This window comes from Ruegeria sp. AM4 (assembly GCF_056540665.1).
This window is the reverse complement of record NZ_JBQFXD010000004.1, coordinates 267,213-283,018: the sequence shown is the minus strand read 5'-3', so window position 1 is coordinate 283,018 and position 15,806 is coordinate 267,213. Positions and strand designations below refer to the sequence as shown.

Annotated in this window: 12 protein-coding genes; 5 read left to right on the top strand and 7 right to left on the bottom strand. The window is 53.4% G+C overall.

All coding sequences use genetic code 11. The annotated features are described in order from the left end of the window. Window positions 1–16 precede the first annotated feature (16 nt). The 3 genes from ACR0JA_RS10775 (at window position 17) to ACR0JA_RS10765 (ending at window position 4,851) form a co-directional block, all read left to right on the top strand. Window positions 17–2,125, top strand: a complete 2,109-nt coding sequence (locus ACR0JA_RS10775) for an NAD-dependent epimerase/dehydratase family protein (protein WP_480573979.1) — start codon at window positions 17–19, stop codon at window positions 2,123–2,125. 43 nt (window positions 2,126–2,168) lie between these two features. Beyond that, complete coding sequence (locus ACR0JA_RS10770; protein WP_480573976.1) at window positions 2,169–3,566, top strand: oligosaccharide flippase family protein; 1,398 nt, start codon at window positions 2,169–2,171, stop codon at window positions 3,564–3,566. A 67-nt stretch (window positions 3,567–3,633) separates the two neighbouring features. Beyond that, window positions 3,634–4,851, top strand: coding sequence for a glycosyltransferase family 4 protein (locus ACR0JA_RS10765; protein WP_480573973.1), 1,218 nt, complete (start codon window positions 3,634–3,636; stop codon window positions 4,849–4,851). Window positions 4,852–4,859: 8 nt separating this feature from the next. Here ACR0JA_RS10765 and ACR0JA_RS10760 read toward each other — a convergent pair whose 3' ends face one another. From ACR0JA_RS10760 to ACR0JA_RS10740, 5 genes are read right to left on the bottom strand one after another with little or no spacing between them, the layout of a single operon-like run. Further along, window positions 4,860–5,633 carry an SDR family oxidoreductase gene (locus tag ACR0JA_RS10760; protein WP_480573970.1) on the bottom strand — a complete coding sequence of 258 codons (774 nt, stop codon included), beginning with the start codon at window positions 5,631–5,633 and terminating at the stop codon, window positions 4,860–4,862. Then, window positions 5,626–7,227 (bottom strand): GMC oxidoreductase, encoded by a 1,602-nt coding sequence (locus tag ACR0JA_RS10755; protein ID WP_480573967.1) that lies wholly within the window; start codon window positions 7,225–7,227, stop codon window positions 5,626–5,628. Before ACR0JA_RS10755 ends, ACR0JA_RS10760 begins: the two co-directional genes overlap by 8 nt. After that, window positions 7,227–9,239: an acyltransferase family protein gene (locus tag ACR0JA_RS10750; protein ID WP_480573964.1), complete on the bottom strand. Its 2,013-nt coding sequence runs from the start codon at window positions 9,237–9,239 to the stop codon at window positions 7,227–7,229. Before ACR0JA_RS10750 ends, ACR0JA_RS10755 begins: the two co-directional genes overlap by 1 nt. Window positions 9,240–9,279: 40 nt before the next feature. Then, a complete protein-coding gene (locus ACR0JA_RS10745) occupies window positions 9,280–10,104 on the bottom strand; it encodes a glycosyltransferase family 2 protein (RefSeq protein ID WP_480573961.1) in 825 nt (274 codons plus the stop codon). Between the two features lie 4 nt (window positions 10,105–10,108). Further along, window positions 10,109–11,242 carry a Gfo/Idh/MocA family protein gene (locus ACR0JA_RS10740; RefSeq protein ID WP_480573959.1) on the bottom strand — a complete coding sequence of 378 codons (1,134 nt, stop codon included), beginning with the start codon at window positions 11,240–11,242 and terminating at the stop codon, window positions 10,109–10,111. A 392-nt stretch (window positions 11,243–11,634) separates the two neighbouring features. On the opposite strand from ACR0JA_RS10740, the gene ACR0JA_RS10735 reads away from it, so the two are divergent. Both ACR0JA_RS10735 and ACR0JA_RS10730 read left to right on the top strand, forming a co-directional pair. After that, window positions 11,635–12,474: a 2OG-Fe(II) oxygenase gene (locus ACR0JA_RS10735; protein WP_480573956.1), complete on the top strand. Its 840-nt coding sequence runs from the start codon at window positions 11,635–11,637 to the stop codon at window positions 12,472–12,474. Between the two features lie 23 nt (window positions 12,475–12,497). Further along, window positions 12,498–13,034 (top strand): serine acetyltransferase, encoded by a 537-nt coding sequence (locus tag ACR0JA_RS10730; RefSeq protein WP_480573953.1) that lies wholly within the window; start codon window positions 12,498–12,500, stop codon window positions 13,032–13,034. Window positions 13,035–13,055: 21 nt separating this feature from the next. Here the strand turns inward: ACR0JA_RS10730 and ACR0JA_RS10725 are convergent, their stop codons facing one another. Together ACR0JA_RS10725 and ACR0JA_RS10720 are read right to left on the bottom strand one after the other, a co-directional pair. Then, window positions 13,056–14,537 (bottom strand): hypothetical protein, encoded by a 1,482-nt coding sequence (locus ACR0JA_RS10725; protein WP_480573950.1) that lies wholly within the window; start codon window positions 14,535–14,537, stop codon window positions 13,056–13,058. A 171-nt stretch (window positions 14,538–14,708) separates the two neighbouring features. Further along, window positions 14,709–15,659 (bottom strand): hypothetical protein, encoded by a 951-nt coding sequence (locus ACR0JA_RS10720; RefSeq protein WP_480573947.1) that lies wholly within the window; start codon window positions 15,657–15,659, stop codon window positions 14,709–14,711. Window positions 15,660–15,806: the final 147 nt, after the last annotated feature.

Here is a 15,806-nt window from a genome sequence, read left to right as displayed (position 1 = left end):
CATTAGTGATTGCACCATGTCTCAAAAACCTGTTCGAGTCGGCCTTATAGGCGCCGGATACATCGCAACCTGGCACGCCAACGCGCTTCGCGCGACCAAAGGTGTTGAGTTGACGGCAATCTGCGATGTCTCACCTGCCGCAGCGTCGGATTTCGCCAGCACCTATGGGCTCGAAGCCTTCAATTCGATCGAGGAAATGGCAGCGGCTGGAGTGTGCGACGCTGTTCACATCCTAACCCCGCCGCATATTCATTCGAACCTTGCACAGCAGTGTCTGGAAGCGGGCCTTCACGTCATGGTGGAGAAACCGTTCGCCCTGTCGCAAGCCGATTGCTTAGCTGTCGAAGAGACTGCGGCTTCAACGGGTTGCAAGGCGGCCGTATGCCACAACTTTTTGGGCGTACCGTCCTATGCACGTTTAAAAAACGCCATCCGGTCAGGTGCATTGGGTCGGGTTGATAGCGCCGAATTCAACTGGCGGTTCCCACTTGCGCCATTGCGTTCGGGCCCATACGGGCTGTGGATGTTGCAGGAAACAAGGAACCTATTGTTCGAACTTGGTCCGCACCTTTTCGCATTTGCAGTCGATCTGTTTGGTCACATTCAGGATTTTCGGCTGGAAGTCAGTAAACCTGTCACTTTGCAGGGTGGACAGATCAGACCCCAAGGCTGGACAATCCGAGCGCGCGCAGGCGAGGTCGATCTGGCATTCAGTCTTGAACTCGTCGAAACCATGGATGACCGTTCGGTCGTCGTACACGGGTCCTCTGCAATGGCCCGGCTTGATTACGCCTCGGATGTTTTGACTGTCCGGCGCGAAAACACATCCGACATCGTGATAAATCCGTTTCGTCAGCAAATGGGCCTGGCCGGGCAGCACCTACGCGAAGGATTGGTTAATGGTGCCCGTCAGCTTGCCTCACTCAACCGTAAGTCGCCTTACGCGCTGAGCTTTCTGGGAGCTTTTGAAGAGTTCTACGATGCGGTTCGGAGTAACAACAAGGTCGACGCGCGTTTCTCTGTCGGTTCCGCCAAGGCGGTCATCGGCGCGATTGAGCAAATCTGCGAATTGATACCCGAAAACTATGTAAATCAGCCAGCGCCGGTTGCCCCTGCTCAACCCTTGAAGCCAACGGTCATGGTGATCGGCGGAACCGGCTTTATCGGTCGGCACCTGACGCGATCGCTTGTCAAAAGCGGCCGTCAAGTTCGCGTTCTAAGCCGGGGCAGGCATGGCCCTTTCGCGGACATTGCCGATCAGGTCGAGACAGTTGCGGTGTCCCTGCGCGACAAGGAAGCGCTGATTGCGGCTATGAATGGAATTGACGTGGTCTACAACTTGGCAAAATCAATGGACAACACATGGGAAGGCTGTCTTGAGAATGATGTCGGTGTTGCGGTCCGCGTGGCCGAGGCCGCGTTGGAAGCAGGGGTAAAGCGTCTGGTCTATACTGGGACGATCGCCTCTTATGATATGTCTGATCCGTCCCGGACGATCACCGAAGAGACCGGTTTTGGTGACGATATGAGCGTTCGAAACCTCTATGCGCGATCCAAGGCAGAATGTGAAAAGCGCCTGCTCGAGATGCACAAGACCAAAGGCTTGCCACTGGTGATCGCACGTCCTGGTATTGTGATTGGCGAAGGTGGACCACTGCAACACTGGGGCATTGGGCGTTGGCATGGCGCTGGAGCGGTCCGAATTTGGGGCAACGGTCGGAATATCCTTCCATTTGTGCTGATTGAAGATATTTCGGACGCTTTGATCGCAATGATCGACAATGACGACGCGGTAGGCCAGTCCTTCAACTTGATTGGTGAACCGATGATGAGCGCGCGCGACTATTTTGACGCCATTCACGCGGCTCTTGGTGCGCGGATCGACGTCAAGAAGGGCGCGTTTTGGACATTCTACCTGTCCGGAAGCATAAAATACCTGCTCAAACGTTACGTTGTGGGACTAAAGGATTTGAAAAACCAATCCTACAGCGATTGGAAGTCACGAGGACATCTTTCTCCGTTTAGCAACGCTCATACCAAGCAGCTTCTTGGGTGGAACCCGGAATCTGACCGAGATGCCTTTATCCGCAAAGGGATCACGCAAGCCAACTTGTTCGGGTACTGATCGTGAAATCTGAACGGGCAATAACAATCTCGGCGGTCATGCGATGAATTTTCTGCGCCGTCGCATATCAAATTTACTTTCCGACCGCGACAGCCTGAGGCGAAAGATCGTCGCCTCGGCTGCTCTGTCGACGATGGTATTTGCTGTTCAGGTTCTTGCAAGAATAGTCTCGACAGTAGTCCTGACACGCATTCTGACACCAGAAATTTTTGGTGTCTTTGCGGTGGTTATGACGTTCATCTTCATATTGGAGATGTTCTCCGACCTGGGTGTTCGCTCGTTGATACTGACGCGAGAAGGCGAACTGGAGGATGGATTCCTGCGCTCGTGCTGGACAGCACAGGTTTTGCGTGGATTGCTGATTTTCTTGGTGTGCTGCTTGTTGGCGCAAGGCATTGCCTGGGGGCAGGGGGCTCAGATTTTCCCGGCCAACTCAAGCTATTTTGACACTGCATTACCTTTGGCAATCGCCGCTATTGGTGGCGTTTCGGTTTTCGAGGGTTTTGCCTCGCCCGCGAAATTCGCATACGAGCGCGAGATGAAATTTCGTCAGGTGGCCAAAGAAACCCTGATTACTGTTATCCTGACGACGACTATCACCATTTTGTTGGCGCTTTGGCTGGAAAATATCTGGGCGCTGGTTTTTGGAAACCTCGCAGGCGCTTTCATAACAGTGGTTCTCAGCTACACAATGTATGTGGGTCCCTCGATGCGCTTCAGGTGGAGCGCATCGGATTTCCGAGTGATTATCGAGCGCGGAAAATGGATCGTCGGGCACTCTGCGCTTTCTGCGGTGACAATAATGGCTGATCGTTTCATTCTTGGGTTTGCCATGTCAGCGAGCTCATTTGGCTTTTATTATATCGCCCGGCAAATCGTCGACATGATCGAGATGTTTCTGAACGCCGTTCATGCTCAAATGGGTCTGCAAGTTTTCAAAGCACTTCAGGAAAATGGCGAGTCGTCGGCACTGCGGCAGCGTTACTATCGTTATCGCATCCTGTTTGATGGATTGGCGATGTTTGGCTCTGGTGCGCTGATCACCTTTGCTCCGACCCTGGTGAATATCATCTACGATGATCGATATGCGGATGTCGCAGGGATGATCCAGATACTTGCCATCGGACTTATCCTGATCGGCCCCCGGCTATTGCGCGAAGCGTACAGCGCACAAAGGCGTTTCAGCGAAATGACCAAGCTTAGCCTCGTGAGTGCGGCAACAATCTGGATTGGGCTGTCAATTGCGATTTGGGTATTTGGATCGACAACCGGGGCACTGTTTGTCGTTGCGCTTTATCGCATCCCGGAAGTTCTCATTCTGTTGATAATGGGTCGTCGCGAAGGCTGGATATCGTTGCTTCATGAAATTCGGTTGACGCCACTGGTATTGGTGGGCGCTGCTGTCGGTTGGGGCATGGCCGAAGCATGGGCTGCGATTTGAAGGCGATCATCGGAGTTTGCATGTGCCGATTTTGGGCGGTTAACTTGGATCACGGGTTCGAAAAGCAATGAAAGCTGCAATTTATGTTTCTTCGTGGCCGCCCGGGCAAGAGGCATCGGGCATTATCACCTATTGCGCGGAACTTGTATCGTCGCTGCGCGCCAGAGGACATGAGGTCTATGTTGTCACTCCATCACTGAAGAAAAGAGACCCCTATTCAATTGAAATTGAAGAGCTCAAGGATGGGGTGCTTCGACGCGTTCTCCGGCGATTGCAGGCCAAGCTAACGTCTGTTCCCTTGGCCAGTATCGAGCACTCCAACGGTATCTATAGGACTGTTCGCGATCTCGTCGCGGACAAGGGTGTCGAAGTCTTTGAAATGGAAGAAGCCTTTGGTTGGAGCGCGCAAATCGCAAAGGCAAATATTGTGCCAGTTGTCGTACGTCTGCACGGACCGTTCATTGACACTGGCCGTTTCAACGACGCGGATTCGTATCAACCCGTGCAAAACAAACGCGCCGAACAAGAGGGGAAGGGCATTTCAGCAGCACACTTTGTGATGGCCTCCAGCTCTGTTGTACTGAATACGGTGAAGGACCATTACGGTCTGGACCTGTCAAAAAACGCGATCATCCCGTTGCCGATCGATGCCGCGTCACCGCACGATACTTGGCGCGCTGGCGGCTGCGACAAAAACAGCATCCTGTACATCGGACGATTTGACAGCATCAAGGGCGGAGATCTGGCCCTGAAGGCTTTTGCCAAACTTGCTGCCAGGAACCCAGAGCTCAGACTTACCTTTGTCGGGCCCGATCAGGGGTTGAAGACCGAAGGCGAACCTTTGCGTTTTGAAGAATTTGTACGTCAGAACTTTGACGAAGCTATAAGGTCGCGCATCGATTACAGAGGTCAGATGGCGCATCCTGACCTGATGGCACTTCGTACCAGTCACTACCTCACGCTTGTTGCGTCGCAATACGAAACGATGGGCTATATGCTTTTGGAAGCCATGTCGCTTGGGTGCCCAATTGTATCAACCGCTGTTGGCGGCATACCCGAAGTCATACAAGATGGGTGCAACGGTTTGTTGGTTCCCAGTCAGGATGAAACAGCGATGGTCGCAGCCTGCCAGAGACTGCTGGACGACTCGGAACTGGCGGGCAAGCTGGGTCATCAGGCGTGGCTGGATTGCCAAAAGCTCTACAGCCCGGACACAGTGGTCGACCAAACGCTTGAGGTTTACGAGCAAGCGATAAGCGCTTTCAAAGCGAACAGCAAAAAATGAAGACGCATTCAGGCTAAACGAAGTGGTATCCGCTTTTTGCCCGTTAGCTTGTTGAGGATCTTACGCTTTAGCGAAACAGGTTCCAGAAACTCGGTATCCTGATCAAACAGTCGCCCGGTAAGCATTGGATCATGCCACAATGCCAGACGCACACCCCATTCTGCGGCGACGGCCGGTTCGATACCATCCGGCACGCCCATTCTTGTTTTCAGCGAGCCCGGAATCCAATCGTTGATAACAATATCTGGAAAGCGGTCCCCGAGATCGGCAACCAACGAATTGGTCAGGACGTGAGCCGCACCTTTTGTCACCGAATAGGCTGCCGCCATAGGTGCGGGCGCAATATGCGCAAACGTACTCAGATTGACGATGCGACCGTACCCGCGCGAGACCATTCCGGGCAAAACCGCATGACAGCAATGAAAAACGCCACCCAGATTGATATTGACGGACTGCATGAAGCTATCCGGGGTTTCATCCAGAATATCGCGACGGGGGTACACTGCGGCGTTGTTGATAAGGACCGTCGGCGTTCCGGCCTCGGCTTCAATCGCCAGAAAAGCCCGTTTCACTGCTTCGGCGTCGGCAACGTCGGCTGTAATCGGCGAAAACGCCTCACCCAACTCGTTGCCAAGTTCTTCCAAAGGCTCAGAGCTGCGTCCAATACCTGCCACCCGGACACCCTTGGCAACCAAGTTGCGGCAAAGTTCTTTTCCCAGACCAGCGCCTGCGCCAGTAACGACGGCTATTCCGGCTCGAATTTCCTGACTTACTTCAGTCATGACGCCTCTCTTTGTTTGCCGAAATATCATGCCTGTCGGCGATGACGTCCGCCACTCTTAACGCATTCGCAGCTATTGTCAGGCTTGGGTTGACGCCCATAGATGTCGGCATGAATGAGCCATCTGCGACGTATAAATTGTCCAGGTCATGGGCTTTGCAGTTTGAATCAAGAACAGAAGTCTTCGGGTCATTGCCGAACCGCAATGTGCCCAATGGGTGCCCAACATTAACGATCGGCTTGATGGAAAGAAACATCATCCGCCATCGTCCCAGCGCGCGGCGGATAGCTTTTCGCAGGATGGTCTGACGTGTGAAAACATCCTTTGCAACCGAGTATTCGAACGTAAAAACTTCTGGGTCCTTTGCGTTCACGATCACACGGTTTTTGTGAACGGGGAAATCTTCCATCTGAGCGACAAAGACATCGGCGCTTCCGAACAGTTTTTCCGCGACCAATGCAGGAATATTCAGCAGGCGACTCAATTTTTTGTATTTGGCAAAGCGCGAACGTTCGAATTGAATCAGCAGGAACTGCATGATTGTTCCGTAGTCGGCTTCATACCCCATCGATTGGGTCAATCCCATGCGCTGCCCGTTCACAACGTAGAAATCACGCGTCGAAACCGCCCGACTGTTCCTGATCGGTTTCGCCCCGCGCCGGGGCCAGACTGCAAAGAAGTTGTCAATGTGAAACATTAGGCCGCGACCGACCCAGCCACTGGAATTTGCACAGCCCATTTCGGAATGATCTGTCGACCGCAACAAAATCGTCGGCGAACCGAACGACCCGGCCGCAAGTAGATAGGTTGATGCCTTCAGCGAAAATGACTCACCCTTATGGGTTACGCGGACCCCTGATAGTCGGCCCGAGGTCTCTTCTTCCAGCGCACTAACATCGCAATCGGTCAGTAGCGCAGCGCGGCCGCTGGCCAGCGCAGGTTCCACACCGGCCGAGCGCCCGTCCATCTTACAGGCTCGCGGACATTTCCCGCCAAGACAATTGGCGCAATTCTCCAGCCGTTTTTGGGCTATATGAGAGTGATAGGGATGTAGGCCCAACTCACGAAACTCAGCCATCATTGCTTCTTCTTCGGCCGTAAATTCTGGGGGCGGGCGCAGTTTGACTGAGGGAACCGAAGACAGGGAGTCGTGACCGCCACGCACAAAAAGCAGGTCTTCGGCCTGATCAAAGTAAGGTAGAAACGCGTCGAACCCGACCGGCCAGCCACCCGTTGGATGCGCAAGCCCTGGTGCGGTATCCAAATCGTGAGGCTCGGGGCGCTCAAGCGCCGCTGCATAAAAGACGGATGAGCCTCCAACACCGCTACCAAGTGGAGCAAAGTACCGAGAAACGGACTTGCCGTCATGAGCTTCGACCGGCTTTGGCCAATAACCACGTAACTGTCGAGCCACAGGATCAGCAATATCGGGACTATAGGCTTGTCGTTCGGTCCGGTATCCAGCGGGACCTTTTTCGAGGTAAAGGACAGACAACCCACGTTCGGTCAACCGACGTCCTGCGATACCGCCACCCATACCGGCACCTATGATGATCACATCCCAGGCTCTTTCCTGCGCCTCTTGAGGTTTCACTAGCTGGAGCCTCCGCTGGTTGCCATAAACACCGGATCAAAAACCTGTCGTACGCGACGGGCTGCTGTATTGGTTATGTGGTTGTTATCAAAAAAATTTGAATGATCGTCATGCAATGTTGAGCAGAACTCGGCATTGCAAAACTCCGGCCAAGGGTCGAGAACCACAACGGAACTTTCCAAAGAACTCAAGATGCGATCCGCGTTTGCAGATCGGCTTTCGGCCTCTGCGCGGGAAACTTCGGTCAAATCGTCTGAATTTTCCAGGTAGCCGTGCAATAGTTTCCGCGCAGTCTCGCGCGCGCTATATTGCGCGATCTCAGGGACTTGGCGAAGCACGAAAATTCTTTTGAATCTGGCGGACAGGTTATCGAGACTATGCGCAAAGGCGTCGGCGACAATGTCTGGTTGTGAATTTCCAGTGACCGGGCTGCCTTCGGTCGGAAAAATCTTGACGTTGATATGGCTGTCGAGGCCGACACCGGTTCCATCAGTGTAATATGACCAGCGCCCGATCAATAGCAGGGTCTGAACCGACTCAAGTTCTGACGAGGCCTTCGCGATCTGTTCATTTGCTTGTGCGCAGGCGGCGTTCTGCAAGGGTGTCGCAGTATCTTCTTCCTTGCCGATGCCCAATAGTGGTGGGCATCCTGCGCGCCAGATGATCAGAGCTGGTACATCTGCCTCCGACGCGGCCAATTCCAGCCCTTCTTTAAACGCCCGGACATGGCTGTCGCCCCAGATCAATACACGTGGAGGGCCATCAGGCCCTATCGGGCAAAGCTCTATTCCCTCCCAAGCGCCGTCTTTGGCAACCGTGCAACGGCTGAAATCCTGAAGAAAATCGGCAGTGGCATCGACATGTTTGCGAATTTCAGCCGGGAAGCGACCCGGTGCGCCGTCTTCCAGATAGATCATACCCCCAGTACCCAGGGTAAAGATTGAGGCAGCGGCTGTTCCGCTCAAAAGGGCCTTTCCGCTGATCGCTCCGCGCCGGAATGGCGTTTCGACAAACCGCCACGAAGCCCAGGCCAGAAAAACCGAGAGGCCAATCAGGGCGATCCGCGTCAGCGCGCTTTGATCCCCGTCAGAGACGTATTTTGACAACGTCATTACAGGCCAATGCCACAGATACAAAGAATATGAAATCAGTCCAAAGAAGACCGGAACGGGATGGGACAGGATTCGATTGATCGGGTTGGCATCCTTCCCATTTGCGATCAAAAATACGGTCCCGAGGACCGGTAATATAGCCAAAGCCCCGGGGAATGAACCGCCGGCGGGCATAAACAGAATCGACCCTGCAATCATCGCGACCCCTAGCCAGCTTAGGGCTGGATGAACGGTCCAGGAAAACGAGCGCTGTTGACCGAAGATGGCCAAAAGCACACCCGACAACAACTCCCACGCCCGGAAGGGGAACAGAAAGAAGGTCGTCGTCGGAGATATCCGAGTGACCAAAATGCAGGAAACCAAAGAGACCGCAAAAATCGCCGTTACAACCCAAATCAATGGCTGAGTTCGCTTTGCCAGGACCAGCATGACAAGTGGCAAGAAAATATAGAATTGCTCTTCTACCGATAGCGACCATGTGTGCAGCAAAACCTTGCTGTCGGAGCCAATGTCAAAATATCCCGCTTCGCGGAAATACATGATGTTGGACATATAGACCGTCGAAGAGATCAGTTCCTTGCCGAAAAAGCGATATTCGTAGGGCAGAAGAACTTGGTAGGCGATGAATGAGACCACAAGGATCATAAGAAAATAGGCAGGGGCCAAACGGCGTACCCGACGGAACAGAAATCGGAAATAGTCTATTTTTCCCGTTTCAATCGTCTCAATCCACAGCAACCTTCCGATAAAAAATCCGGAAAGTACAAAAAAGACATCGACGCCGACGAACCCTCCACCAAAACCGGGCGTAGCAAAGTGATAGAGCACTACTGCAATTATCGCGACCGACCGCAAACCGTCCAATTCGCGTCTGTATGTCGAAGGTTGCGCTGGGATCATACCTTAAACCCGCTTGAAAGATGTGAAACGTTACCGATTGTCATCGCCCGCGACTCCAACCTGTGCCATGCTTGAGACCTACGGCCAAACTGACAAGAACATACGTGATCAGTCCGATCGGATCTGTCACGAAAAGCTTTGATACATATCCAAGCGTCAACGGGGGCTTGCCCTCACGTGCCAATATTCCTGGATACAGTCGTTTCAACTCGTCCACGCCGGCATTCTGGCGCCGGCGAACGCGAACCAGGGCAGAAAAACCTTCGACCAGTGGCCAGGAATACGAGGCTGGAACCGGGACGCGTTCGTCCGGGGTGAACTGCAGACGAACAAACGTATCATCTGAAATGATCTCGGGGAAGGCAGCCCATCGAGCGCGCGCGCGCGCATTGACCGCGAACAACCCGGCGCCGGGTACGCCATCGGTCATGAAGGGCAGTCGCGCCCAAATCCTTCCATATGCTCGAGTTACCCAGCTTTTGGCTGAGCTCACGACAAGTTTGCCGCTTGCGTATACAGGTTCCGGGCGGCTCAGGACTTGCGCCAACTGATCCAGCAGCATGGGTGACATGACAACATCGGCGTCCAGATAAATGCGGCAACTTCCGGTAGCTGCGGCGTCGGCACGGTTGAGTGCGGCTGGTTTTCCCCCGATTTCAGAATCCAGAACAATCAGCCGCCACCCCATTTCTTGAAAGCGTTGTGTGTAGCTGCGGGCAATTCCAACGGTCGCGTCGGTGCAGGCATTCGCCGATACGATAACTTCGGCCGAATGTTCCGAAACTTGAGCCAGCAAAGCTTCAAGACATGGGCCGATATAGCCTTCTTCGTTATTTGCCGGGATCAGGATCGATATTGCGTTCATCGCTTCACGCCAGTTTCTCGGCCCATGGCATTGGCATTACCGGTTCAAATCGGGTTTTCATCGCGACAGCGCCCGTGTGTTCACCCGCATTTTGCAGCGCAAGTGTTACCTCATTCATGTGCAACGACAGATCCGATGAAAGGCGGCACGGCCGACCTTCGAGGACAGAGCCGCGCATTTCAGCGATCCCCAGTGCAAAGTTCATTGATGCAGCACCTTTCCGACCAAGCTTTGGATGTGTCGGCTGCTTCAGCTTCAGTCGCCGTGCGATCGGTGCATTCATCAAGCGTCTGCGAACTGTGAACCGCTTGCGAACGCGCACGGGTGCGGCGTTGTTCCAACACTCGTCCATTTCGATCACGCCTCTGTCTCCGATAACCTGAAGTTCATGGTTATGTTTGGCCAGAATAGAACATGTCAGTCGCGCGACTACTCCGCTTTCGAAGAACAATGTGCCGACCGAGAAATCAGGAGCTGCATTTTCCGTCACATCCGATTTGTCGGCCAGCTCTGCCGACGCTGCTACCACTGTACGTACGGGGCCAAATATCGGCAACAACCAGGACAGGTAATAACCAGCATGTTCTAGTGTACAGCCCACCTCGAACTCGTCGATTGCCGGCCACGGGGCGCCGCTCTCTGAGAACCACTTTTGATAGGGCGCTTGTGAGATGAAATCGTCGTCCATCTCGGCGTAAACCAGACGCACTGGGCCGATGGTGTCTGCACGCACTGCGGCCCAGATTGTTTGTGCGGATTCTCCCAGAAAGCTACAAGGCGCTGATGCAAGACGAAGATCCCGAGCATTGGCCATCTCAGTCAGCGCGATGGCCTCGTCCATTTGCATGGCAAGAGGTTTCTCGGAATAGACGTGAAATCCGGCGTCAAGCCCCACGCGCGAGACCTCATAATGTGCAGAGGGATTGGTCAGATTGACCAGAATATCTCCGCTTGAACCCCACGCCAGCAGCGCGTCGAGGCTGTCGGCAGCTGTCAACGACCAATGCGCGCAAAACTGGGTAAGACGCGCAGTATCCCGATCATAACATCCTACGATTTCAATCTCGGGATAGAGTTTCAGCGATCTAAGGTACAGGTCGGCGACATAACCGGTGCCGACAATAAGCAACCTGGGCATAAAGAGAATGACACTTTTGGACTAGTTAAGTTCTACGAAGCACTGGTAGCACCAAATAAGGGCAGAAATAGGATTGCGCCACAATAACTTGCACTCCTTGATTCGCCAATCTTTGCGGTCCAAGCTTGTTTTCATGTAAGTAATTGCAGATCTTGGCGGAATTTCGGGTCGTCCGGCTGGTCTTGGCTGTTGCATACAGTCAAACAATTCGGCCAGCCCGCCGAGATTGTGCGCTGCTTGTGGTTTGTAAGCCGACGATTGATATGTCACATTGCAAAATGACGCGCCAAACGACATTTTTGGTGCAGCGATGATCGATCCTAGATCCCTGTGCCGGAGTTGTGGAGCGATCTAAATGGTAAAAATTGTATTTGTTAGAATGGGAATAAAGCATGGCGGTCTATGAAATTGATCCCGAGCGTTTGAGTATACCAGTAGACAGCGCTCGTGCGGCGGCCGCACCGTTCGCCGAGGAATATCAGAGCGGTCAGCCCTACAATCATATTTGCATCGATAATTTTCTTCCCGAGGAAGTGTTGCGCAAGGTTCAGGCTGATCTGAAGTCGCTCAAGGAAGACGAGGACAGCGACACGTTCGAACGCGCGCAGGAAAACCTGAAGACACAGTATAATCCCGAGCGGTTGCCGACCTACTCGCGCGAATTGTTTCACGCGTTCAACTCTCGTCCATTCATCCTGTTCTTAGAGGAAATGACTGGCATCAAAGGGCTGATCCCGGACCCCTATTATATTGGTGCCGGTATTCATCGCGTTAAAAACGGCGGACATCTGGATATTCACGCCGACTTCAACCTGCACAAGCAGATGGTGGTGGAACGGCGTTTGAATGTTCTGATTTATCTCAACGACGACTGGCGCGAGGAATGGGGCGGGTCCTTCGAGATTTGGAGCAATGACATGAGCACCAAGGTGAAGAGCTTTGTGCCTACGTTCAACCGAATGTGCTGTTTCTCGACCGGGTCCAGCACTTTCCACGGCAACCCTGAGAAGGTAAACCACCCTGATGGTGAGCCGCGTCAGTCGATCGCCCTCTACTATTACACGGCGACATGGGACCCCAGCCGCAAGGCGCATTCGACCATCTTCAAACCGCGCCCAGGCACAGGGGATCAAGAAGACCGTCAGTCAAACCGGCGGGATATGTTGGAAAATTGGCTTCCGCCGGTAGTCTTCCGTCGAGTCTATCCCCGGCTTGCGCGCCTGGGTTTCTGACCGACGGATTCGGTGGCAACACTGTGAACAAAGCCGTAGCACAGGACCAATTAGATTGGGAAACTGATCAGCATCCGGGCGATGACGGACTGATTTCGGCGACCGTGCCGGATTGGTCACGTGAAGAGGTCCGGCAGTTCTGGGATCCAGGCTACAAGTTGTTGCGTTCGATCCGCCGCTATCAGGCCGCAAAGGCGCGGGGCGGGCCGTTGAGTTGGGTGCTGACAAAACACTGGGCGTTGGTGCATCGGTTTTGGTCTGTGATCACACAGTCCGAAATCCATCTGAACACCCATATCGAAGGCGGGCTGCGATTGCCGCATCCCACCGGTATCATTATACATCCAAGCGCCCGAATTGGCCCGAACTGCATGATTTTTCATCAGGTTACGCTGGCTTCGACCGTTGTTTTGGGTGGGCACGTTGATCTGGGCGCCGGAGCCAAAATTATCGGTCCGCTCAAGATTGGTGATCACGTCACCGTCGGGGCAAACAGCGTCGTCACCAAGGAGGTCGAGTCTGGCGCGACCGTCGCCGGTATTCCCGCTAAAAAACTCTGAGCGGATTGAATTCCGATCCACTCACGTCTTTTCCGATCGCTTTTTCCTGTGAAACTTAACCTGCGCTACGTCGATTTCTGGGCGCGGACCTCGCGGTTGACGTTCGTGGCGCCGGGGTTTGGGCGCGAGTTCAAGCGCCGTCTCCTGCTTGTTTTCCTCTTCCGACGGTGAAGTCTGCAGCACATAGCTGAGGAGCATTCCTGCGATCATCCAGGTGAAGTAATTGATGGTCGAATTTGGGATGAGATCCACGATATTTACGGACAACATCAAGGCAATGCCAAGGACGATATGGTCGTCACCCGTTCCTGTGCTTTGCTGTCTCTTCCACCACATTTTGATGAGCGGATAGGTCAACATGCCAAAAACGCATATATACCCGACCCAACCCAACACGCCGATAACAATAACCCAATACCCGTCGGGTACTGTAAGGTCTTGCCCGGTTTCCGGATGGAAGACCCGATTGCGATCCCAATAACCCCATCCCGCAATTGGTTTTTGAGAGGCATGCTCCAATAGTTGTTTTTCGTTCTCGAAGCGATAGCCAAGCGATTGTGCGCGTTCTTCCTGGATCATTGCAGCATAGCTGAGCAATTGATCTATCGGGATCGCCTCGGCGGCACGCAGGACCGGATAGCTCAATACGAATAGGGCGCAGCAAAGGATCGCCCAGCGTTTGATCATAGCTCCGGCAAACAGAACGATGGGCGCAAACAAGCAAACAAAAACAACGGCGCCCACCGTTTTGCACAGTATTAGAACGACGGCCAACCAGGCGATAGAGGCAAGATACCGACCGCGGTTCTCGCCTTTTGAACTGCGCCACAGAACCGCCGCTGAGAATAGCGCCATCATGATGAAGAAGGCGACAACTAGGCCGTGTCCCATGAATACCGTCGGGCGATACCCGCCAAACCGAATTTGTTGTGCGAACAGTTCTGGAAAATACCCGTAGACCCAATAGTTGATTTGCGGGCTGAGCCTGACTTCTAGCAGTATTGGAACGGTATAGATCAATCCCCCAATCATATAGGCGAACAAGAAGCTACGCCTGGACTGTGTCGTGCGCAAAAAATTGAACCCGAGAATGAACGGGATCATTATGATGGCGTGTCCCATTACCTCAGACACGGCGTCACGCATCGACAACCCCGGCAAGAAAACAATTCCCCAGATTACTGGCTCGAGGTTTGTCATGACCGTAAAAAACGGCGATAGGACAAATACTATCATCAACATCGAGATGAAATAAGACTTTGGAAAGAAACGCAGTTTCTGATCGACCATAGTCAGGCACAGGATTAGTGCGGCGATGCTTGGAAGCGTGTATTTGTTGAGCGTCGGAACGAGGGGGAAATCTACATAGACCTCAGGCGGTATCACCATAAATGCGCCTAAGAATGACCAGGTCAGGGCTTGGTCCGGCGAGAGCTTTTTGAACAGTACCACCATGACCAGTGGCCATGACAAAAGCACGAGGTAAGCGATAAGATTGGGCATGGGTCTGTTTAGTGAGCCTGTTATCTGTCGGAAGGTCTTACCACGAATGTGACAACCATGTCGCGAAGAAGCCAAATCGACAAGAGCGAATGATCAAGCTGCCGGATTGTTTGCCTAATCGGGCGATAGGTCGCTCTGCCAAGTCGATACACACATTGTTTTGCGGATCATTCAGTTCTGCTGGGGAACTCCGGTTGCGGGAAAGTGTGTCACGACATCCCAGACGATGTCCTGCATGAGTTTAGCGGCTTCAGCGCCAGGACTGTCGGCCAAGGAACCGTCTGCCTTGGTCAACTCGTAAGGCAACCCGACCGGTGATTGCTGATATATGACCGCATAATGCGCCAGGGCGACCAGATAGGTTCCAACGTCAGTCAGATGAATTTCATCTGAGAACAGGTCATCACGACTGTTGATCGGCCCGACACCCCCGCGGTTTTCGATCTCTCTCACAAACTTCGCCATGATCTGGCCAGCTGGTATCACATAGACAGGTTGCGGTTGATCCTCATAGGCAAGCGCTACGCGCAAGATCCCATCAATCCAATAGCGATCAAGATCTTTGTCCAGACGCTCGAGCCAACCTTCCTCATCGTCCAATGTGTGCCAGGTCTCATAAAAGAATACGCGCATGTCAGGGTTGGATTGCCGACCGAGTTGTATCCACTCGTGCAGGTATTCAGCGCTGTCGTAATACTTGATCGCAGCCAGAATCTCGACCATCTCGGTCAGAACCAAGGTGTTGTATCTTCCCGAAGAAATCGCGTCCTTGGCATCCTTGAATTCGGACGGCATGTTTCGAAGTTCGAACCCGTTGATTGGTTCATCGGGCTCCCAATGTGCCTTCAAAGGGGTGCCCCAACCCATTTGAGTGCTGTAATCATGTCCGTTACCGGCCAGTTGCATCAGCATGACCGGCATGTCCTGACCGACAAGACTGTGTCCTAGGTGCAAGACATTTTGCGGCAGTGAAGGTGCCGGTCCGGGAACGTCATAAAGTGCAGCAAAACGCGCAGCGTCAATTGGTTTGGTTGATCCGAACCGCGCCAGACCGACTACCGCAGCAAGAGCGACCAGCACAAAAGCCGGAACAAAGCGCTTTACTGTCTGACGACTTATCATGAGGTCGACCCCCGGGGACACATGGCGCAGAAGAAAACGACAGAGCGCTCAACCAAGTGCTTCAGCCTTTCCGTAGAGCCTGCAGAGGACATTGACCTGCCCTCGTCAACCTCTGGCGCTTGTCGTGACCAAAATGTGCCGTTCAGA

Excerpts from the sequence above, each read along its gene's own strand:
- ACR0JA_RS10775 (WP_480573979.1), top strand. The coding sequence starts at position 17 with ATGTCTCAAAAACCTGTTCGAGTCGGCCTTATAGGCGCCGGATACATC.
- ACR0JA_RS10770 (WP_480573976.1), top strand. The coding sequence starts at position 2,169 with ATGAATTTTCTGCGCCGTCGCATATCAAATTTACTTTCCGACCGCGAC.
- ACR0JA_RS10765 (WP_480573973.1), top strand. The coding sequence starts at position 3,634 with ATGAAAGCTGCAATTTATGTTTCTTCGTGGCCGCCCGGGCAAGAGGCA.
- ACR0JA_RS10760 (WP_480573970.1), bottom strand. The coding sequence starts at position 5,633 with ATGACTGAAGTAAGTCAGGAAATTCGAGCCGGAATAGCCGTCGTTACT.
- ACR0JA_RS10750 (WP_480573964.1), bottom strand. The coding sequence starts at position 9,239 with ATGATCCCAGCGCAACCTTCGACATACAGACGCGAATTGGACGGTTTG.
- ACR0JA_RS10745 (WP_480573961.1), bottom strand. The coding sequence starts at position 10,104 with ATGAACGCAATATCGATCCTGATCCCGGCAAATAACGAAGAAGGCTAT.
- ACR0JA_RS10740 (WP_480573959.1), bottom strand. The coding sequence starts at position 11,242 with ATGCCCAGGTTGCTTATTGTCGGCACCGGTTATGTCGCCGACCTGTAC.
- ACR0JA_RS10735 (WP_480573956.1), top strand. The coding sequence starts at position 11,635 with ATGGCGGTCTATGAAATTGATCCCGAGCGTTTGAGTATACCAGTAGAC.
- ACR0JA_RS10725 (WP_480573950.1), bottom strand. The coding sequence starts at position 14,537 with ATGCCCAATCTTATCGCTTACCTCGTGCTTTTGTCATGGCCACTGGTC.
- ACR0JA_RS10720 (WP_480573947.1), bottom strand. The coding sequence starts at position 15,659 with ATGATAAGTCGTCAGACAGTAAAGCGCTTTGTTCCGGCTTTTGTGCTG.